Source organism: Piscinibacter sp. XHJ-5 (assembly GCF_029855045.1).
Lineage (GTDB): Bacteria > Pseudomonadota > Gammaproteobacteria > Burkholderiales > Burkholderiaceae_C > Albitalea.
Map to the genome: position 1 here is coordinate 428,688 of NZ_CP123228.1, position 19,631 is coordinate 448,318.

Below are 19,631 nucleotides of genomic sequence, written 5' to 3' on the forward strand. Positions count from 1 at the left end.
CCGCGCGCGCGCGGCCCTCGCGCATGCTCGTCGAAGCGAGGGACGCCGCGGCCGCCGTGTCGCGCCAGCTCGCGCAGGACGACCTCGCATACAGCAACTTCGGCGCGCTGCTGCGGCTGAAGGCGCCGACGTCGCTGCTGACGATCGCGCGCGGCAGCTCCGACCATGCGGCGCATTTCATGGCCTACCTGATCATGGCGCGCCTCGGCCGGCTGGTGACGTCGCTGCCGATGTCGCTGATCACGCTGTACCAGTCGCAGATCGTCTGCGATGGCCTGACCTCGTTCGCGTTCTCGCAATCGGGCCAGAGTCCCGACCTGGTCGCGCCGACGCGCTTCTTCAGCGAAGGCGGTGCCACCACGGCCGCCTTCGTCAACGATCCCGACTCGCCGCTCGCGCGCGCCGCACAGTGGGTGTTCCCGCTGCATGCCGGCGAGGAGACCAGCGTGGCCGCGACGAAAAGCTTCATCGCGCAGCTCGTCGCCGGCGCCCGTCTGGTGGCCGCCTGGCAGGACGACCTGGTGCTGCAGGCGGCGCTGTCGGCGCTGCCCGGCGTGCTGTCGCGCGCTGCGCACACCGACTGGGGCGCGGCGATCGAGGCCTTGCAGTCCACCGACCGGTTGTTCGTGATCGGCCGGGGCACCGGGCTGCCGGTGGCGCTGGAAGCGGCGCTGAAGTTCAAGGAGACCTGCGCGATCCAGGCCGAGGCGTTCTCCGGCGCCGAAGTGCAGCACGGGCCGATGGCCCTGATCGATGAGGGCTATCCGCTGCTCGTGTTCGCGCCGCGCGGACCCGCGCAGGCGGGCCTGCTGTCGCTGGCCGACGAGATGCGGCTGCGCGGCGCGCGCGTGCTGCTGGCCGCGCCCGCCGGCACGCCGGGCTGCACGCTGCCCATCGTCGAGACCGCGTCGGTGGAGCTCGACTCGATCTCCCTGATCCAGAGCTTCTATCCCATGGTCGAGGCACTGGCGCGCTTGCGCGGCTTCGACCCGGACCGGCCGCGCCATCTTCACAAGGTGACGAGGACCCAATGAGCGGGCGGCCCTTCTTCCCCGGCGAGCTCGTGATGGTCGACATCCGCGGCACCTCGCTCGACAAGGCGCAGGCGGCCTTCCTGCGCGACCACCACATCCGGGCCGTGTGCCTGTTCCGCGGCAACCTCGGCACCGAGGCCGAAGTGCGCCGGCTCACCGCCGACCTGCGCGACGCGATGGGCGAGCATGCGCTGATCGGGCTCGACCAGGAAGGCGGCTCGGTGGTGCGCGCCACGTTCCTGCCGCAACCGCCGGCCGCAATGGCGCTCGGCGCCGCGGGCGACGAAACGCTGGCCGAGGACGTCGGCGCCGCCGTGTCGCGCGGCTTGCGCAGTCTGGGCATCAACTGGAATTTCGCGCCGGTGCTCGACGTCAACAACAACCCGGCCAATCCGGTCATCGCCGAGCGCAGCTTCTCCGAAGATCCGCAGCAGGTCGTGCGGCTGGCCGGCGCCTGGATGCGCGGCGCGCTGCGCGAAGGGGTGGCCTGCTGCGTCAAGCACTTCCCGGGGCACGGCGACACCCACGTCGACTCGCACCACGACCTCCCGGTGGTCGACAAGCCGCTGGAGGCGCTGCGCGCGCTCGAGTTCCTGCCGTTCGAAGCGCTGAAGGACGCGGCGCCGGCGATGATGACCGCGCACATCGTCTACCCCCAGCTCGACCCCGACCACCCCGCGACGCTGTCGCGCCGCATCCTCGGCGAGCTCTTGCGCGAGCGCTGGGGCTACGACGGCGTGGTCATCACCGATTCGCTGGTCATGAAGGCCATCCATGCACGCTACGGTCACCATCGTGCCGCCGTGCTCACGCTGCAGGCCGGCGCCGACATGGCGATGGCGCTCGGGGCCCAGGCGGACCAGGCCGCCGCGTTGCAGGCCATTGCCGAGGCGCAGGCCAGCGGTGCGCTGGCGCTCACCCAGCTGCTGCGCGCGCGTGATCGACTCGACGGTCTCGCGGCGCGCTTTCCGGCGCAGGCGGGCGACTATGCAAGCGCGCAGCGCGACAGCGACGATCGTCTGATGCGTGCCGCCTGGGCCGCCGGCCTGACGGCCGTGGGCGCGCCGGTTCCGCCGCGCCGCGACGAGCCGCTGCGGGTGTTCACCCAGCGCAGCGTGCCGTGCGATGGCGTCTCCGAGGCGGGCCCGGGCGCCGAGGACGTCGCGCGGCTGTTTGCCGGCTTCGACGATGTCGAGCTGGTGCAACTGGGCGACCTGCAGGAGCTCGACTGGGCACGCATTCCGCGCGATGGGCGCCTCAGCGTGCTCGCCTCCAACCACCGGGGTCGTTATGCGGCCAGCAGGCAGTGGCGACCCGACCTGCACCTGGTGCTGTGGAATCCGTTCCAGTCCCTCGACATCGACGCGCCGTCGGTGATCACCTGGGGCTACGCCACCGGCGCGCTCGACGCCTTGCGGGCCTGGCTCGAGGGCCGCGCCGTGGCGCCCGGGCGCTCGCCGGTGCGGCTGCAGCCCTGAGATCCGTTCGAAGGAACACCATGACCCCTGGCCGTTCTCCCATCACCTGGGTGCCCACGCTCTACTTCATCGAAGGCCTGCCGTTCTTCACGATCGCGATGATCGTCGGGCAGATGTACAAGAGCATGGGCGTCGACAACGCCACCATCGGCCACTACACCGCGCTGCTGGGCCTCGCCTGGGTGTTCAAGCCGCTGTGGAGCCCCTTCCTCGAGCTCGCGCCCAACAAGAAGACCGTCGTGGTGGTGTTCCAGTACGTCGGCGCGGCCGCGATGGGACTGGTGGCGCTGTCGCTGCAGCTGCCCGCCTGGTTCGCCGTCGGCGTCGCGGTGCTGAGCTTCCTGGCCTTCGCGTCGGCCACGCACGACATCGCGGCCGACGGCTTGTACATCGCGAGCCTCACCACCCGACAACAGGCGATGTATGCCGGCTGGCAGGGTGCCTTCTTCAATGCCGGGCGCCTGATGGCAGCGGGCGGCGTGCTGGTGCTGGCCGGCAGCCTCGAGAAGCGCATGCCGGCGGCCCAGTCGTGGACGACGATCTTCGCCGGCCTGAGCCTGCTGATGGTCGTCTTCGCCAGCTATCACCTGTGGGCGCTGCCGAACAGCGCCAACGCCGCGCGCGAAGACCGCTCGCTGCGTGGCACCGCGCTGCTGCTGCGCGAAGTGCTGGTGGACTTCTTCACCAAGCCGGGCATCTGGATGGCGATCGTCTTCATCATCCTGTTTCGTGCCGGCGAGGGCCAGATCCAGACGATCGGCCCGCTGTTCCTGCGCGACCCGCGATCGGCCGGCGGCCTGGGGCTCACCACCGATCAGGTGGGCATCGTCTACGGCACGGCCGGCACCGTGGCGTTCATCGTCGGCAGCATTCTCGGGGGCTACTTCACCGCATGGCTGGGGCTCAAGCGCGCGCTGCCCTTCCTGATCCTCGGGATGAACCTGCCGAACCTGGTCTTCTACTTCCTCGCCACGACGCTGCCGAGCGAGCTCACGCTCATCGGCGCGGCGCTCAGCGTCGAGATGTTCGGCTACGGCTTCGGCTTCGTCGGCGTGATCCTCTACATCATGCAGGTGGTGGCGCAGGGCAGGTACACGACGGCGCACTACGCGCTCGGCACGGGGGTCATGCAGATCGGCTTCCTGCTGTTCAAGTGGATCAGCGGCGACATCCAGACCGCGCTCGGCTACCGGTCGTTCTTCCTGTGGGTGCTGGTGTCGGCGTTGCCCGTGCTGCTGATGGCGTGGTTCATGCACGTGCCGCAGACGGCCGCGCAGCCGGCGGCGCAGCCGGCCGAAGCCTGACGCATGCTGCGCCTTTCATCGCTGCTCGCCGCCGGCCTCATCGCCGGCTGCGCCGCGGCGCCCGCCGTGCCGGACGAAGTCTTCTTCGACGACTTCAGCGCCGCCGACATGCCCGCGCTCGCGCGCGACGGCTGGTCGGTGCGCGAGAAGGCGGGCCATCCCGGCATCGAGGGCGGCGCCTGGGGTCCGGGCACGGTGTCGCTGGTCGACGATCCCGAGCGCCCCGGCAACCGCCTGCTGCGCCTGGCGGCGCGCACCGACGGCTCGCCGCAAGGCACGTCCCAGGCGCAGGTGTGCCACGCGCGCAAGTATTTCGAGGGCACGTATGCGGCTCGCGTGCGCTTTTCCGAGGCCCCGTCCCAAGGGCCCGACGGCGACGTGGTCGTGCAGACCTTCTATGCCGTCAGTCCGCTGCGCTTCGACTTCGATCCCGAATACAGCGAGCTCGACTGGGAATACCTGCCGAACGGCGGATGGGGCGACCCGCGCACGCGCTTGTACGGGGTCAGCTGGCAGACCGTCGGTCTCAAGCCATGGAAGGCCTACAACCAGGCGCACGAGTTGTTCCGGCCGCTGGATGGCTGGCACGTGCTGATGATGCAGGCCGGCGGGGGCAAGACGCGCTTCTACCTCGACGGCGTGCAGCTCGACGAGCACGGCGGGCGCAACTACCCGGTCGTGCCGATGTCGATCAACTTCAACCTCTGGTTCTCGCCCGGCGGCTTGATCGCCGGCAGCCGCGCCGTGCGCGTGTACCAGCAGGACGTCGATTGGGTCTTCCATGCGCGCAACCGGCTGCTGTCGCCGGCCGAGGTCGACGCGGCGGTGAAGCATCTGCGCGAGCGGGGCACGGCCCACCTCGATCGGGTGCCGCCACTGAGTCCGCCGCTGGCGTCCGACTGCGACTTCTGATGCGCGACCGGTTGGCCTCGGTCGACGCGTTGCGTGGCCTCACCGTGGCGGCGATGCTGCTGGTCAACGATCCCGGCGACTGGGGCCATCTGTTCGCCCCGCTGCAGCACGCGGTCTGGCATGGCTGCACGCCGACGGACCTCGTGTTTCCCTTCTTCCTGTTCCTCGTCGGCGTCTCGCTGTCGCTGTCACTGGGCCCTCGCGTGGAGGCCGGCGCCGACGCGGTGGCGCTGCGCCGCTCGGTGCTGGTGCGGGCCCTGCGAATCGTGTTGCTGGGCCTCTTGCTGCACGCGGTTGCGCACTGGCTGCTGGACACCCGCGCCTTCCGTCCGATGGGCGTGCTGCAACGCATCGGCTTGTGCTTCGCGGCGGGCGGCATGCTCGTCATTCACACGAAGCCGCGCACGCAGTGGGCGATGTTCCTGGCGCTCCTGGTCGGCTACACGCTCGCCATGGCGTGGGGCGGTCCGCTCACCAAGGAAGGCAATCTGGCGAGCCGCATCGACGGCGCACTGCTCGGGCGATTCGCCTACGAGTTCGATGCGGTGACCGGCCGCGGCCACGAGCCCGAGGGGCTGCTGAGCACGCTCCCGGCCATCGCGACCACCCTGCTCGGCGTGCGCGCGGGGGATTGGCTGCGGCGCGGCCGGCTGCGCGCCATCGTTGGAGCGGCGGTCGCCGCGCTGGCGGCGGGGGTGCTCGCGTCGCTGGTGGTGCCGCTCAACAAGCAGCTGTGGACCTCCTCGTTCGTGCTGTGGACCGGCGGTTGGGCGCTGGCCGCCCTCGCGGTCGCGCACGTGGCCATCGACCGCCGCGGCGCGCCGGCGATCGGCCGCCGCTTCGGCGTCAACGCGATCGCCGCCTATGCCGGCTCGTGGCTGATGGCCTGCCTGCTGGCGGCTTGGGGGTGGCAGGGGCCGATCTACGCGCACGGCTTCGCCTGGATGACGCCGCTGGCCGGGCCGCAGCTGCCGTCGCTTGCCTACGCGCTCGCCTTCGTCGGTGTCTGGTGGGCCATCGTCGCGCTGCTCGACCAGCGGCGGATCCACATCAAGATCTGAGATGGACCTCTTTGCAGCTGCGATGCTTCAGTTGCCGGCGTTGAGTTCGGCGATGAAGTCGTACATGTCGCCGCGGTAGTACGACTGCGACAGCTCGATGGCGCGGCCGTCGCGCAGATAGCCGAGCCGCTCGACGAGCAGCCCCGCATCGCCGGTCTTGGCTTCGAGCAGCTTGGCCTGCTCGCTGTTGAGCAGGAGCGCGCGCAGGCGCTGCAGCGCGCGCACCGGCCGGTTGCCCATCTGCTCCAGCGCGGCGTACAGCGATTCGCCGATCTCCTCGAGCGGCGGCAGGCAGGCGGCGACGAAGGTCGCGCACTCCACGGCCATCGGCGCCTGGTCGGCGAAGCGCAGGCGGTTGAATCGATACACCAGCGTGCCCGGGCTGAGGCCGAGCTTCAGCGCTTCTTCCGGCGTGACCGTGCCTTGCGAGCGCTTGAGCCAGACGCTGTGCGGCGTGCGTCCGCGCGCTCGCATGTCCTCGGAGAACGAGGTCAGCTTCGCGAAGTTCTTCTCGACACGGCTGCAGACGAAGTTGCCCGAGCCCTGGCGGCTGACCAGCCAGCCCTCCTGGGCCAGGCCTTCGATGGCACGGCGCACCGTGATGCGCGAGACGGCAAAGTCCTCCGCCAGTTGGCGCTCGGACGGCAGGGCGTCGTCGGGGCCGAGCAGGTGCTGCTCGATCGCTTCGCGAATCGCCCGCTGCAGCTGCTGGTACAGCGGCAGGCTTTGGTTGGGATCCAGGGGCTTGAGGAGTTGGGACAGGGTCACCGCGCCGCTCCTGCGCTTGCTATCGGTAGAAACCATACCAGTTCAATACAGGATTGCGCACCACTTCGGTCGGCGCCGTCCCGTGCGCTGTCCGATCCAGGGCGCCAAGTGGCCTGCCCGCCCTGTCGTGAGTCTGCAAAAACCGCCTTGCAATCCGAGGTGATTGGTAGCATAGTGGCATGTAGTGGTAGCGTATTGGTACGCAACGCTGGTACGCAAGTCTTGACAAGTGGTTCTTGGTTTCTTGGGGGGATTCTCGCCGCCGTCCCTCGGTCGGCTGCGAGATCCCGCGGAGTAAACGGGCCGGAGCAACGGGGGCCCATTCACAGAGGCAGACAAATGAAGATACAACGGACACCCATCGCGTCGGCAGTCGCTCTCGTTCTGGTCGGCGCCGCAATGCCTGGCTTGGCACAGCAAGCGCCTGCACCAGCCGCAGCCGCATCCGCGCCGACCTCCAAGGGTCCGACCCAGCTGGAAGCCGTGACCATCACGGGCATCCGGGGGGCGCTGGAACAATCGCTGAACGTCAAGCGTAACGCCGATTCGCACATCGACGTCATCAGCGCGGAAGACATCGGCAAGATGCCGGACAAGAACGTCGCCGACTCGCTGGCGCGCGTGCCCGGCGTGACGATCAGCTCGGCCAGCGCCAACGAAGGCGGCTTCGACGAGAACGACCGCGTCAGCATGCGCGGAACGAATCCGAGCCTCACGCAGACACTGATCAACGGCCACGTCGTTTCGTCGGGAGACTGGTTCGTGCTGAACCAGACCGGGCTGGTCGGTCGCAGTGTCAGCTACTCGCTGCTGCCGTCCGAGCTGGTGAGTCGGGTCGAGGTGCACAAGAGCTCGCAGGCCTACCTGCCCGAAGGCGGGGTCGCGGGCTACGTTGACATCATCACGCGCAAGCCGCTCGACTTTCGCAAGTCGCTGACGCTGGAGGCCTCGCTGGGCGTCGTGCACGCCACGCTGCCGAAGAAGACCGATCCGCAGCTGAACGCGTTGGGGGCCTGGAAGAACGAGGCGAACACCGCGGGCGTGATGCTGCAGGTGTTCTCGGAGAAGCGTCACCTGCGCCGTGATGGTCAGGAAATCCTCGGCTACAACCGCATCGCTCCCGACAGCCCCATCGTGGTCGGCACCGGAGGGGCTCCGGGCACGGTGACGGGTCCGCATCCCGACCTGGCCAACGTCTGGTACCCGACGCTCATCGGCTCGGCATTATTCGAGCAGGAACGCAAGCGCGAGGGCGGGCTGCTGGACATCCAGATCAAGCCGACGGACAGGCTGACCCTGGACCTGAGCCTGTTCAGCTCCAAGATGGAGGCCGGCAACTACAACCGCAACTTCATGCTGTGGCCGGGCTCGTTCATCGGCGGCGCCAACCAGGCGCCCGACCCCGGCTATGTGGTGCGCAACGAAACGCTGGTCTCCGCTTCGTTCGCCAATGCCGGCGGCGGCCGGAACTACGGTGTGTACGACCAGATCTCGCGGCCGGACGAAAGCTCCGATTCCAACTTCATCAACTTCGACGGCAAGCTGCGCGTCAGCGACGCGCTGACGGTCTCCACGAAGATCGGCACGTCCAAGGGCAACGGCAATACGCCGACGCAGGACGTCGCCGAATGGAACGTGCCGGATACCGGGGCGTCGTATGTGCTGAACGGCATCAACAGCGCAGCGAACTGGTCGCTGCCGGCCGGCAATCCGGCCAGCCCGGCCGGCATGCCGCTGGGCTGGATCTTCGGCGACCAGAACATCAAGGTGAAGGACAAGGATTCCTGGGCGCAGATCGATGCCGACTACGCGCTCGACGCCGGACCGCTCACCTTGCTGAAGTTCGGTGCCCGCATGCAGGACCACACCCGCAAGTCCGAGAACGTCATCGGGCAGGGGCCCCTGGCGGCGGCCTTCGATCCAGCCAACTGGCCGCAAGGCTTCCTGAACTATCCCGGCAACTTCGGCAGCGGCCTCGGTGGTGCGTTCCCGCGCAATGTCTGGTACTACACGCCCGAGCAGCTGGCCGCCTTCAACGCGAACTTCACCAACCGTGACCCGGTGAGCCGCCGCAACTGGAACTCCGAGTACGCCCTGGACGAGAAGAACAGCGCGGCCTACGTGCAGGGCAACCTGGAAGGCAAGGGCTGGAGCGGCAACGTCGGCCTGCGGCTCGTCAAGACACGGGAGCGCGTGACCAACAACGTGGCGGTGGACGCGACGACACCGGGCGCGATCACGACGTCGGCGTTCGGCCCCTTCCTGCCCGTCACGACGGAGCACACCTACAACGACGTGCTGCCCAGCGCCAACCTGAAGCTCGAGCTGCGCAAGGACCTGGTGGCGCGCTTCGCGGTATCGAAGACGATGACGCGGCCCGACTACTCCGCGCTGGCCGCGCCCATCTCGCTCACGCCGCCCCCGGTCGGCGTGGCCGAAGGCACTGGAACGGGTGGCAATCCCGACCTGAAGCCCGTGCGCTCGACCAACTTCGATGCGAACGTGGAGTGGTACTTCGCGCCGCGGGCGCTGGTGTCGGCGGGGGTGTTCTACATGAACCTGACCAGCTACATCGGCTTCGGCCAGGTGACGAGGAACTTCATGACCTTCAGTCAGCAGAACCCGCAAGGCGTGTCGATCCCGTACGTGCTCACCGTGCCGGTGAACAGCAAGGGGAAGGTCAAGGGGATCGAGTTGGCCGCCGAAACGCCGGTGTTGGGCAATTTCGGGGTCGGCGCGAACTACACCTACGCCGACGGCGAGGAATCGGGTGGCGGCCCGCTGGTGGGCACTTCGAAGCACACCTACAACCTGTCGGCCTACTACGAGGACGACCGCTTCAACGCCCGCATCGCCTACAACTTCCGCTCCAAGTTCTACAGCGGCCTGGATCGCAATACGGCGTTCTCGCAAGACGACATCGACTCCGTCTCGGCGTCATTGGGCTACAAGATCACCGACAACTTCAGCGTGACCTTCGATGCTCACAACCTGAACAACCCGAAGCTGAAGTACTTCGCCCTCAACGAGGACCAGCCGCGTTCCATCTACCAGAACGGCCGGCAGTACTACCTGACGGCCCGCGTCAAGTTCTGAGCCGCCCACCTCACCGGCAAAACGGAGCAGCCTGGGCTGCTCCGTTTTTGCTTGAGGGCCGGCCCGGGCGGCACGTCGGCGGATGGGTCTCGTGGCGAACGGCCGCTCCAAGCTGCTATACTCTGAGGTTCGCCGCGGAGGGGTGCCCGAGTGGCTAAAGGGGGCAGACTGTAAATCTGTTGGCTTACGCCTACGCTGGTTCGAATCCAGCCTCCTCCACCAAGGCGAACGGATTTCTGAGGGAAGCGGACATGCGAGGTTGCTGGCGCATGTCCGTTCTCACGAGTAGAACGTTACGAGCAAGGCGTTACGAGTGAAGACGGGGTCATCCCGGCCCGGGCGGGTGTAGCTCAATGGTAGAGCTGAAGCCTTCCAAGCTTAAGACGAGGGTTCGATTCCCTTCACCCGCTCCAGCAGACGTCGCCACGGGCCTGTGCACCGACTGAACCGAAGTGCGCAGGCCCGTGTCGATGCCCATGTGGCTCAGTGGTAGAGCACTCCCTTGGTAAGGGAGAGGTCGCGCGTTCGATCCGCGCCATGGGCACCAAGATTCATTTCCCGACGGTGGGTTGCTAGGAGCAAGAAATGGCAAAAGGCAAATTTGAACGGACCAAGCCGCACGTGAACGTGGGCACGATCGGGCACGTCGACCACGGCAAGACGACGCTGACGGCGGCCATCACGAGCGTGCTGGCGAGCAAGTTCGGCGGCGAAGCCAAGGCCTACGACCAGATCGACGCGGCGCCGGAAGAGAAGGCGCGCGGCATCACGATCAACACCGCCCACGTCGAGTACGAGACGGCCAACCGGCACTACGCGCACGTGGACTGCCCGGGGCACGCCGACTACGTCAAGAACATGATCACGGGCGCGGCGCAGATGGATGGCGCCATCCTGGTGTGCTCGGCCGCCGACGGCCCGATGCCGCAGACGCGCGAGCACATCCTGCTGGCGCGCCAGGTGGGGGTGAAGTACATCATCGTGTTCCTGAACAAGTGCGACATGGTCGATGACGCCGAGCTGCTCGAGCTGGTGGAGATGGAAGTGCGCGAGCTGCTGAGCAAGTACGACTTCCCGGGCGATGACACGCCCATCGTCAAGGGCAGCGCCAAGCTGGCGATGGAAGGCGACAAGGGCGAGCTGGGCGAGCAGGCGATCATGCGGCTGGCCGAGGCGCTGGACAGCTACATCCCGACGCCCGAGCGCGCCATCGACGGCGCATTCCTGATGCCGGTCGAAGACGTGTTCTCGATCTCGGGACGCGGCACGGTGGTCACCGGGCGTGTCGAGCGCGGCGTGATCAAGGTGGGCGAGGAAATCGAGATCGTCGGCATCCGTGCGACGCAGAAGACCACCTGCACCGGGGTGGAGATGTTCCGCAAGCTGCTGGACCAGGGTCAGGCGGGCGACAACGTCGGCATCCTGCTGCGCGGCACCAAGCGCGAGGAAGTCGAGCGCGGCCAGGTGCTGTGCAAGCCGGGCACGATCAAGCCGCACACGCACTTCACGGCCGAGATCTATGTGCTGAGCAAGGAAGAAGGCGGGCGTCACACGCCGTTCTTCAACAACTACCGCCCGCAGTTCTACTTCCGCACCACGGACGTGACCGGCGCGGTGGAGCTGCCCAAGGACAAGGAGATGGTCATGCCCGGCGACAACGTCAGCATCACCGTCAAGCTGATCGCCCCGATCGCGATGGAAGAGGGCCTGCGCTTCGCCATCCGCGAAGGCGGCCGCACCGTGGGATCGGGCGTCGTGGCCAAGATCATCGAGTAAGGACATCGCCGCAACTGTTTGAAAGCCGCAGGGGTATAGCTCAATTGGCAGAGCGCCGGTCTCCAAAACCGGAGGTTGGGGGTTCGATGCCCTCTGCCCCTGCCACGCGAAGGCGCTAGATCGCCAACGCAGAAGCGGCCCGAAAGCAGCCCGTGAGCGCACGAAAGTGCCTCCGGGCTTTGCTGCTGTAAGACGGACCCGGTTCGCGAACCGCCTGTCCCCTCCCGGCAGCCCTGGAATGAACTGAAACCAATGTCGAATCCTCCTGTCGAAACCGTCTCCACCGGCGCTGACAAGGCCAAGCTCGCCGTCGCTGGCCTGCTGGTCATCGGCGCCGTGGTGGCGTTCTACGCGCTCGGCAAGCAGGACCAGTGGGTGCGCGTGGTCGCCCTTCTCGGTCTCCTGGCTGCGGGGGTGGGTATTTTCTTCACCTCCGAGTCGGGCAAGCAGCTGATCGCCTACGGCCAGGATTCGATCAAGGAAGTGAAGAAGGTCGTGTGGCCCACCCGCAAAGAGGCCATGCAGATGACCGGCTATGTGTTTGCGTTCGTGTTCGTGATGGCGCTGTTCCTGTGGCTCACCGACAAGACGCTTGAGTGGGCGCTATACGACCTGATCCTGGGCTGGCGGCGTTGAGGATCGAGAGAACATGACTGACCAAATCGAAAACGCGACTCCTGCGCCGGACGAGCAGCCGGCGGCGGCCCCGTCCAACAAGCGGTGGTATGTCGTGCACGCCTATTCCGGCATGGAGAAGGCCGTCGAGCGCAATTTGCGCGAGCGCATCGATCGCTCCGGCATGCAGGACAAGTTCGGCCGGATCCTGGTGCCGATGGAAGAGGTCGTGGAGCTCAAGAACGGCAAGAAGGCCGTCACCGAGCGGCGCTTCTTCCCGGGCTATGTGCTCGTCGAGATGGAGATGGACGACGACACTTGGCATCTGGTCAAGCACACGAGCAAGGTCACCGGTTTCGTCGGCGGCGCGAAGAACCGTCCGGCGCCGATCTCGGAATCCGAGGTCATGAAGATCGTCAACCAGATGCAGGAAGGCATCGAAAAGCCACGGCCGAAGGTGGAGTGGTCGGTTGGAGAGCTGGTGCGTGTCAAGGAAGGTCCGTTCACCGACTTCAACGGTGCGATCGAGGATGTCAACTACGACAAGTCCAAGGTGCGCGTGTCGGTCACGATTTTCGGCCGCGCCACGCCGGTCGAGCTGGATTTCGGGCAGGTCGAGAAGGTCTAGCGACGAAACAACGAGCCGTTGCGGGCTCGGACGCCGGTAGGCGTCCGCATCGCAACCGTGGCTGCCGGGGACGAGACACCGGTACGAGGAGCCAAGGTAACCAGTCCTTGGCGTTTGAACTCAAGGCGCCGAGCCTGAAGCAAGGCGCCTCATCGAGAGAGTGACATGGCCAAGAAAATTGTCGGCTTCATCAAGCTGCAAGTCCCGGCGGGCAAGGCAAACCCGTCACCCCCGATCGGTCCCGCGCTGGGTCAGCGCGGACTGAACATCATGGAATTCTGCAAGGCGTTCAACGCCCAGACCCAGGGCATGGAGCCCGGTCTGGTGTTGCCGGTGGTCATCACCGCCTTTGCGGACAAGTCGTTCACCTTCCAGCTGAAAAGCCCGCCCGCGTCGGTGCTCATCAAGAAGGCGCTCAAGCTGGATAAGGGCTCGCCGAAGCCGAACGCGCAGAAGGTAGGCAAGCTCACCCGGGCGCAGGCCGAGGAGATCGCCAAGATGAAGCAGAAGGATCTGACGGGCGCCGACCTCGAAGCCGGCGTGCGCACGATCGCTGGCACGGCCCGCTCGATGGGCGTCACGGTGGAGGGTGTCTGATCATGGCCAAGTTGACCAAACGTCAAAAGGCGCTCGTCGGCAAGGTCGACAGCACCAAGCTGTACCCGCTCGACAACGCGCTGGCGATCGTCAAGGAATGCGCCACTGCAAAGTTCGATGAGTCGATCGACGTGGCGGTGCAGCTCGGCATCGACGCGAAGAAGTCCGACCAGGTCGTGCGCGGCGCGGTCGTGATGCCCAACGGGACCGGCAAGACGAAGCGTGTGGCGGTGTTCGCCCAGGGCGCCAAGGCCGAGGAAGCGAAGGCCGCCGGCGCCGACGTGGTCGGCATGGACGACCTCGCGGCGCAGGTGAAGGCAGGCAACCTCGACTTCGACGTCGTCATCGCCTCGCCCGACACCATGCGGGTCGTCGGCACGCTGGGCCAGATCCTCGGCCCGCGCGGCCTGATGCCGAACCCCAAGGTCGGCACGGTCACGCCCGACGTCGCCACCGCGGTGAAGAACGCGAAGGCCGGCCAGGTCCAGTTCCGCGTCGACAAGGCCGGCATCGTGCATGCCACGATCGGTCGCCGCTCGTTCGAGGCCGACAAGCTGGCAGGCAACCTGCGCGCGCTGATCGAGGCGTTGAACAAGGCCAAGCCGGCGTCCAGCAAGGGCATCTACCTGCGCAAGGTGGCGGTGTCGTCGACCATGGGTGTCGGCGCGCGGGTCGACGTGGCGTCGATCAACGCCGCGGCCGCGCCGCAGTAAGGAAATCGGGGATCGATGCGAGTCTGGCGTCGGTCCTCATGAGTTTGGTGGGCTGCATCGGCGACCGGCCGATGCAGGTCATCCAAGACCGCTGGTGAGGCCCTCGGGCCTCCTAATTGACGGCGAAAGCCCGATGCCAGCGCAGATGGCGGTCCCGCTGAAAGAAGGATTAGGTTCCTGGTTTCAGAAGGTCGCTGCAACGAAGGTGTGCGGTTACTGTCGGAAACGATAAGGCCGCACGTGATGTGAGGAGCAGACCTTGAGTCTCAATCGCAACGAGAAAGCCGCCGTGGTGACGGATGTGGCCGCGCAAGTCGCGCGTTCGCAGACGTTGGCGCTGGCCGAGTACCGTGGCCTCACCGTGGAACACTTGAACAAGCTGCGCCGCGATGCGCGCGACAAGGGTGTGTACCTTCACGTGCTGAAGAACACGCTCGCCCGTCGCGCCGTTGCCGGCACGCCGTTCGAAGTGGCCGCGGATGCCATGGTCGGCCCGCTGATCTACGGCTTTTCCGAAGACGCTGTCGCCGCGGCCAAAGTCCTTGCCGACTTTGCCAAGGGCAACGACAAGCTGATCGTCAAGGCAGGCGCATACGCCGGCAAAGCACTGAATGCGGAAGGCGTGAAGGCCCTGGCCTCGATTCCGAGCAAGGAAGTGCTGCTGGCCCAGCTGGCCGGTCTTCTCAAGTCGCCGATCTCGCGCACCGCGCGCGTGCTGGCGGCTGTCGCCGAGAAGAAGGGTGGCGGCGCGGAAGCGCCCGCTGCCGAAGCCGCCGCCGCTTGAACGATCCGAACGCAACCTCTTACCTGATATCTAGGAACCCAAAATGGCATTCGACAAAGACGCATTCCTGACCGCGCTGGACAGCATGTCGGTGATGGAACTCAACGACCTGGTCAAGGCGATCGAAGAGAAGTTCGGCGTGTCCGCCGCCGCAATGGCTGCTCCGGCCGCTGGTGGCGGCGGCGCTGCCGCCCCGGCCGCCGAAGAGAAGACCGAGTTCAACGTCGTGCTGCTGGAAGCCGGCGCGAACAAGGTGTCGGTCATCAAGGCCGTCCGCGAACTGACGGGCCTGGGCCTGAAGGAAGCGAAGGACCTGGTCGACGGCGCCCCGAAGAACGTGAAGGAAGCCATCGCCAAGGCTGACGCCGAAGCCGCAGTCAAGAAGCTGGTGGAAGCCGGCGCCAAGGCCGAGTTGAAGTAATTCGACTCGTCCGGACAGGGCTGGGGGCCGAAAAGGGGCTCCCAGCCTTTCGCGCTTCAGGGTGGCATGGTTTTTGACCACCCCGAGAGCAGCTGGGGACGCCTTCGGCGACAATCGAGGGTTTCCCCAAGTGTTCTCTGATCCGACTGCAGAGAAACGGGTTTGGTCGGGCTTCGGTGCAATGCCGGGGTTGTCCGCCAGCGGTTGGTAGTGGCCAACCACCAAGCTTCGGGCGCAAGGCCCGAAAGACAGTCGCCGACGGAAGCGCCGCCTCGGCCCGGTGACGCTTCCTGAGACGGAGTGAGAAATCACCTATGGCGCAGCATACAACCCCCTACAGCTACACCGAGCGCAAGCGGATCCGCAAGAGCTTCGGCAAGCGTGAGAGTGTCCTCAACGTCCCGTACCTGCTGACCATGCAGCGGGAGTCGTACGTCGCCTTCCTGCAGAAGGACGTACCACCGCAAAAGCGCAAGCCTGAAGGCTTGCAAGCCGCTTTCCTGTCCGCCTTCCCGATCGTGTCGCACAACGGGTTCGTGGAGATGAAGTTCATCGAATACAACATGGCCAAGCCCGCGTTCGACACGCGGGAGTGCCAGCAGCGCGGCCTCACCTACGCCGCTGCCGTGCGCGCAAAGCTGCAGATGATCATCTACGACCGCGAGTCGCCGCAGGCCAAGACGGTCAAGGAGATCAAGGAGCAAGAGGTCTACATGGGCGAAGTGCCGCTCATGACCGACTACGGCTCGTTCATCGTCAACGGCACCGAACGTGTCATCGTCAGCCAGCTGCACCGCTCGCCCGGCGTGTTCTTCGAGCACGACAAGGGCAAGACCCACAGTTCGGGCAAGCTGCTGTTCAGCGCGCGCATCATTCCCTACCGCGGCTCGTGGCTGGACTTCGAGTTCGACCCGAAGGACATCCTGTACTTCCGCGTCGACCGCCGCCGCAAGATGCCGGTGACGATCCTGCTGAAGGCGATCGGCCTCAATCCCGAGGCGATCCTGGCGCACTTCTTCGTGTTCGACAACTTCCGCCTGATGGACTCCGGTGCCCAGATGGAGTTCGTCGCCGACCGCCTGCGCGGCGAGATCGCGCGCTTCGACATCACCGACAAGAGCGGCAATGTCATCGTCGAGAAGGACAAGCGCATCACGGCGCGGCACACCCGCCAGCTCGAGCAGAGCGAGACGCAATTCATCAGCGTGCCGGAAGACTTCCTCGTCGGCCGAGTGCTCGCCCGCAACATCGTCGATCCCGAGACCGGCGAGATCATCGCCAAGGCCAATGACGAGATTACCGACAGCCTGCTGAAGAAGCTGCGTGCCGCCGGCATCAAGGAAATCCAGGCGATCTACACCAACGAGCTGGACGAGGGCGCCTACATCTCGCAGACGCTGTCTGCCGACGAAACCGCCGACCAGCTCGCTGCGCGCGTGGCCATCTACCGCATGATGCGCCCCGGGGAGCCGCCGACGGAAGACGCCGTCGAGGCGCTGTTCCATCGGCTGTTCTACTCGGCCGACACCTACGACCTTTCGCGCGTGGGTCGCATGAAGTTCAACGCCCGGGTCGGGCGCGATTCGCCCGACGGCCCGATGACGCTGTCCAACGACGACATCCTCGACGTGGTCAAGATCCTCGTCGAGTTGCGCAACGGCCGCGGGGAGGTGGACGACATCGACCACCTCGGCAACCGTCGCGTGCGCTGCGTCGGCGAGCTGGCCGAGAACCAGTACCGCTCCGGCCTTGCCCGCATCGAGAAGGCGGTCAAGGAGCGCCTCGGCCAGGCCGAGACCGAGGCCCTGATGCCGCACGACCTGATCAACTCCAAGCCGATTTCCGCGGCGCTGAAGGAGTTCTTCGGTGCATCGCAGCTGTCCCAGTTCATGGACCAGACCAACCCCCTGTCCGAGATCACGCACAAGCGCCGCGTCTCGGCGCTGGGCCCGGGCGGTCTGACGCGCGAACGCGCCGGCTTCGAGGTGCGCGACGTGCACCCGACGCACTACGGCCGCGTCTGCCCGATCGAGACGCCGGAAGGTCCGAACATCGGCCTGATCAACTCGCTCGCGCTGTACGCGCAGCTCAACGAGTACGGCTTCCTCGAGACGCCGTACCGCCGGGTGGCCGACGGCAAGGTGACCAACCAGATCGACTACCTGTCGGCGATCGAGGAAGGCAAGTACGTCATCGCGCAGGCCAACGCCACGCTCGACAAGGACGGCAAGCTGATCGACGAGCTGGTGTCGGCGCGCGACAACGGCGAATCGGTGCTGACCTCGCCGGAGCGCATCCAGTACATGGACGTGGCGCCCACGCAGATCGTGTCGGTGGCGGCTTCACTCGTGCCCTTCCTGGAGCACGATGACGCCAACCGCGCGCTGATGGGCGCCAACATGCAACGCCAGGCGGTGCCGACCCTGCGCCCTGAAAAGGCGCTGGTGGGCACGGGCGTCGAGCGCGTGGCCGCCAAGGACTCGGGCACCGTGGTCGCGGCGCGCCGCGGCGGGGTGGTCGACTACGTGGACACCAACCGCATCGTGATCCGCGTCAACGACAAGGAAACGGTGGCTGGCGAGGTCGGCGTCGACATCTACAACCTCATCAAGTACCAGCGTTCCAACCAGAACACCAACATCCATCAGCGTCCAATCGTCAAGCGCGGCGACACGGTCACCGCCGAGGACATCATTGCCGACGGCGCCTCCACCGACCTGGGCGAGCTCGCGCTCGGCCAGAACATGCTCGTCGCGTTCATGCCGTGGAACGGCTACAACTTCGAAGACTCGATCCTGATCTCCGAACGCGTGGTCGCCGACGACCGCTACACCTCGATCCACATCGAGGAGCTGGTGGTGATGGCGCGCGACACCAAGCTGGGCGCCGAGGAAATCACCCGCGACATCCCGAACCTGTCGGAGCAGCAGCTGGCGCGCCTGGACGAGTCGGGCATCGTCTACGTGGGTGCCGAGGTGAATCCGGGCGACACGCTGGTCGGCAAGGTCACTCCCAAGGGCGAGACCACGCTGACGCCGGAAGAGAAACTGCTGCGGGCGATCTTCGGCGAGAAGGCCTCGGACGTGAAGGACACCTCGCTGCGCGTCGACCAGGGCACCAGCGGCACGGTGATCGACGTCCAGGTGTTCACCCGTGAAGGCATCCCGCGCGACAAGCGCGCCCAGCAGATCATCGACGACGAGCTGAAGCGCTACCGCCTCGACCTGAACGATCAGCTGCGCATCGTCGAGGCCGACGCCTTCGACCGCATCGAGAAGCTGTTGGTCGGCAAGGTCGCCAACGGCGGCCCTCAGCGCATCGCCAAGGGCACGACGATTGACAAGGCCTACCTGGCGACGGTCGAGAAGTACCACTGGTTCGACATCCGCCCTGCGGACGACGACATCGCCAATCAGCTCGAAAGCATCAAGAACTCCCTCGAGCAGACGCGCCACAGCTTCGACCTCGCATTCGAAGAGAAGCGCAAGAAGCTGACGCAAGGCGACGAGCTGCCGGCGGGCGTGCTGAAGATGGTCAAGGTGTACCTGGCCGTCAAGCGCCGTCTGCAACCCGGCGACAAGATGGCCGGCCGCCACGGCAACAAGGGCGTCGTGTCCAAGATCGTTCCGGTCGAGGACATGCCCTACATGGCCGACGGCACGCCGTGCGACATCGTGCTCAACCCGCTGGGCGTGCCTTCGCGCATGAACGTGGGCCAGGTGCTCGAAGTGCACCTGGGCTGGGCCGGCAAGGGCATCGGCCAGCGTCTGGGCGACATGCTGCAGCAGCAGGCCAAGGTGGCCGAGCTGCGGCAGTTCCTCGACCAGCTCTACAACAAGTCGGGCGGCAAGACCGAGAAGCTGGACCACCTGTCGGACGGCGACATCACGGAGATGGCCGAGAACCTCGCCCGGGGGGTGCCTTTCGCGACCCCCGTCTTCGACGGCGCGTCGGAAGATGAGATCCGCGGCATGCTGAAGCTGGCGTATCCGGACGAGATCGCGAAGGCGAAGGGCCTGACCGACACCCGCACGCAGGCTGTGCTGCACGACGGCCGCACCGGCGAAGCATTCGAGCGTCCGGTCACCGTGGGCTACATGCACGTGCTCAAGCTCCACCATCTGGTCGACGACAAGATGCACGCGCGCTCCACTGGCCCGTACAGCCTCGTCACGCAGCAGCCGCTGGGCGGCAAGGCGCAGTTCGGCGGACAGCGCTTCGGCGAGATGGAAGTGTGGGCGCTCGAAGCCTACGGCGCTTCCTACGTGCTGCAGGAGATGCTGACCGTGAAGTCCGACGACGTGAATGGCCGTACCAAGGTGTACGAGAACATCGTCAAGGGCGAACACGCCATCGAAGCGGGCATGCCTGAGTCGTTCAACGTTCTTGTCAAGGAGATCAGATCTCTGGGCATCGACATTGAACTTGAACGCAACTGATGACC

The 19,631-nt window shown here is 66.3% G+C and carries 15 protein-coding genes and 4 tRNA genes; 18 read left to right on the forward strand and 1 reads right to left on the reverse strand.

Annotated elements, in window-relative coordinates; translation table 11 throughout:
- Positions 1-23: 23 nt before the first annotated feature.
- Genes P7V53_RS02085 through P7V53_RS02105 form a run of 5 tightly spaced genes read left to right on the forward strand, consistent with a single transcriptional unit; the run spans position 24 to position 5,789 of the window.
- Positions 24-1,034, forward strand: a complete 1,011-nt coding sequence (locus P7V53_RS02085; protein ID WP_280156413.1) for an SIS domain-containing protein — start codon at positions 24-26, stop codon at positions 1,032-1,034.
- Positions 1,031-2,512, forward strand: a complete 1,482-nt coding sequence (nagZ, locus tag P7V53_RS02090) for a beta-N-acetylhexosaminidase (RefSeq protein WP_280153824.1) — start codon at positions 1,031-1,033, stop codon at positions 2,510-2,512. Before P7V53_RS02085 ends, nagZ begins: the two co-directional genes overlap by 4 nt.
- A gap of 20 nt (positions 2,513-2,532) precedes the next feature.
- Positions 2,533-3,816, forward strand: coding sequence for an MFS transporter (locus P7V53_RS02095; RefSeq protein WP_280153825.1), 1,284 nt, complete (start codon positions 2,533-2,535; stop codon positions 3,814-3,816).
- Between the two features lie 3 nt (positions 3,817-3,819).
- Positions 3,820-4,728 (forward strand): glycoside hydrolase family 16 protein, encoded by a 909-nt coding sequence (locus P7V53_RS02100; protein ID WP_280153826.1) that lies wholly within the window; start codon positions 3,820-3,822, stop codon positions 4,726-4,728.
- Positions 4,728-5,789 carry a heparan-alpha-glucosaminide N-acetyltransferase domain-containing protein gene (locus P7V53_RS02105; protein ID WP_280153827.1) on the forward strand — a complete coding sequence of 354 codons (1,062 nt, stop codon included), beginning with the start codon at positions 4,728-4,730 and terminating at the stop codon, positions 5,787-5,789. Before P7V53_RS02100 ends, P7V53_RS02105 begins: the two co-directional genes overlap by 1 nt.
- A 27-nt stretch (positions 5,790-5,816) precedes the next feature.
- Here the strand turns inward: P7V53_RS02105 and P7V53_RS02110 are convergent, their stop codons facing one another.
- Positions 5,817-6,557 carry a GntR family transcriptional regulator gene (locus P7V53_RS02110; RefSeq protein WP_280153828.1) on the reverse strand — a complete coding sequence of 247 codons (741 nt, stop codon included), beginning with the start codon at positions 6,555-6,557 and terminating at the stop codon, positions 5,817-5,819.
- Between the two features lie 399 nt (positions 6,558-6,956).
- On the opposite strand from P7V53_RS02110, the gene P7V53_RS02115 reads away from it, so the two are divergent.
- The 13 genes from P7V53_RS02115 to rpoB all read left to right on the forward strand — a co-directional run bounded on the left by P7V53_RS02115 (position 6,957) and on the right by rpoB (position 19,626).
- Complete coding sequence (locus P7V53_RS02115) at positions 6,957-9,653, forward strand: TonB-dependent receptor (protein ID WP_280156414.1); 2,697 nt, start codon at positions 6,957-6,959, stop codon at positions 9,651-9,653.
- A gap of 136 nt (positions 9,654-9,789) precedes the next feature.
- Positions 9,790-9,875: transfer RNA gene (locus P7V53_RS02120), tRNA-Tyr, on the forward strand.
- A gap of 117 nt (positions 9,876-9,992) precedes the next feature.
- Positions 9,993-10,066 (forward strand) — tRNA-Gly (locus P7V53_RS02125).
- A 59-nt stretch (positions 10,067-10,125) separates the two neighbouring features.
- Positions 10,126-10,200: transfer RNA gene (locus P7V53_RS02130), tRNA-Thr, on the forward strand.
- 38 nt (positions 10,201-10,238) lie between these two features.
- On the forward strand, positions 10,239-11,429 hold the full coding sequence (gene tuf, locus P7V53_RS02135; RefSeq protein ID WP_280153829.1) for an elongation factor Tu: 1,191 nt from the start codon (positions 10,239-10,241) through the stop codon (positions 11,427-11,429).
- 29 nt (positions 11,430-11,458) lie between these two features.
- Positions 11,459-11,534 (forward strand) — tRNA-Trp (locus P7V53_RS02140).
- A gap of 147 nt (positions 11,535-11,681) precedes the next feature.
- Positions 11,682-12,065 (forward strand): preprotein translocase subunit SecE, encoded by a 384-nt coding sequence (gene secE, locus P7V53_RS02145; RefSeq protein WP_280153830.1) that lies wholly within the window; start codon positions 11,682-11,684, stop codon positions 12,063-12,065.
- A 13-nt stretch (positions 12,066-12,078) separates the two neighbouring features.
- Complete coding sequence (gene nusG, locus P7V53_RS02150) at positions 12,079-12,672, forward strand: transcription termination/antitermination protein NusG (protein WP_280153831.1); 594 nt, start codon at positions 12,079-12,081, stop codon at positions 12,670-12,672.
- 165 nt (positions 12,673-12,837) lie between these two features.
- The gene (gene rplK / locus P7V53_RS02155) at positions 12,838-13,269 is read left to right on the forward strand and encodes a 50S ribosomal protein L11 (protein WP_280153832.1); all 432 of its coding nucleotides are present in this window, start codon (positions 12,838-12,840) and stop codon (positions 13,267-13,269) included.
- A gap of 2 nt (positions 13,270-13,271) precedes the next feature.
- Positions 13,272-13,982 (forward strand): 50S ribosomal protein L1, encoded by a 711-nt coding sequence (gene rplA, locus P7V53_RS02160; RefSeq protein ID WP_280153833.1) that lies wholly within the window; start codon positions 13,272-13,274, stop codon positions 13,980-13,982.
- A gap of 259 nt (positions 13,983-14,241) precedes the next feature.
- Positions 14,242-14,766: a 50S ribosomal protein L10 gene (gene rplJ, locus P7V53_RS02165; RefSeq protein ID WP_280153834.1), complete on the forward strand. Its 525-nt coding sequence runs from the start codon at positions 14,242-14,244 to the stop codon at positions 14,764-14,766.
- 43 nt (positions 14,767-14,809) lie between these two features.
- A complete protein-coding gene (gene rplL, locus P7V53_RS02170; RefSeq protein ID WP_280153835.1) occupies positions 14,810-15,187 on the forward strand; it encodes a 50S ribosomal protein L7/L12 in 378 nt (125 codons plus the stop codon).
- A 314-nt stretch (positions 15,188-15,501) separates the two neighbouring features.
- Positions 15,502-19,626 (forward strand): DNA-directed RNA polymerase subunit beta, encoded by a 4,125-nt coding sequence (gene rpoB, locus P7V53_RS02175; protein ID WP_280153836.1) that lies wholly within the window; start codon positions 15,502-15,504, stop codon positions 19,624-19,626.
- The last annotated feature ends 5 nt before the right edge of the window (positions 19,627-19,631 follow it).

Excerpts from the sequence above, each read along its gene's own strand:
- P7V53_RS02085 (WP_280156413.1), top strand. The coding sequence starts at position 24 with ATGCTCGTCGAAGCGAGGGACGCCGCGGCCGCCGTGTCGCGCCAGCTC.
- nagZ (WP_280153824.1), top strand. The coding sequence starts at position 1,031 with ATGAGCGGGCGGCCCTTCTTCCCCGGCGAGCTCGTGATGGTCGACATC.
- P7V53_RS02095 (WP_280153825.1), top strand. The coding sequence starts at position 2,533 with ATGACCCCTGGCCGTTCTCCCATCACCTGGGTGCCCACGCTCTACTTC.
- P7V53_RS02100 (WP_280153826.1), top strand. The coding sequence starts at position 3,820 with ATGCTGCGCCTTTCATCGCTGCTCGCCGCCGGCCTCATCGCCGGCTGC.
- P7V53_RS02105 (WP_280153827.1), top strand. The coding sequence starts at position 4,728 with ATGCGCGACCGGTTGGCCTCGGTCGACGCGTTGCGTGGCCTCACCGTG.
- P7V53_RS02115 (WP_280156414.1), top strand. The coding sequence starts at position 6,957 with ATGCCTGGCTTGGCACAGCAAGCGCCTGCACCAGCCGCAGCCGCATCC.
- tuf (WP_280153829.1), top strand. The coding sequence starts at position 10,239 with ATGGCAAAAGGCAAATTTGAACGGACCAAGCCGCACGTGAACGTGGGC.
- secE (WP_280153830.1), top strand. The coding sequence starts at position 11,682 with ATGTCGAATCCTCCTGTCGAAACCGTCTCCACCGGCGCTGACAAGGCC.
- nusG (WP_280153831.1), top strand. The coding sequence starts at position 12,079 with ATGACTGACCAAATCGAAAACGCGACTCCTGCGCCGGACGAGCAGCCG.
- rplK (WP_280153832.1), top strand. The coding sequence starts at position 12,838 with ATGGCCAAGAAAATTGTCGGCTTCATCAAGCTGCAAGTCCCGGCGGGC.
- rplA (WP_280153833.1), top strand. The coding sequence starts at position 13,272 with ATGGCCAAGTTGACCAAACGTCAAAAGGCGCTCGTCGGCAAGGTCGAC.
- rplL (WP_280153835.1), top strand. The coding sequence starts at position 14,810 with ATGGCATTCGACAAAGACGCATTCCTGACCGCGCTGGACAGCATGTCG.
- rpoB (WP_280153836.1), top strand. The coding sequence starts at position 15,502 with ATGGCGCAGCATACAACCCCCTACAGCTACACCGAGCGCAAGCGGATC.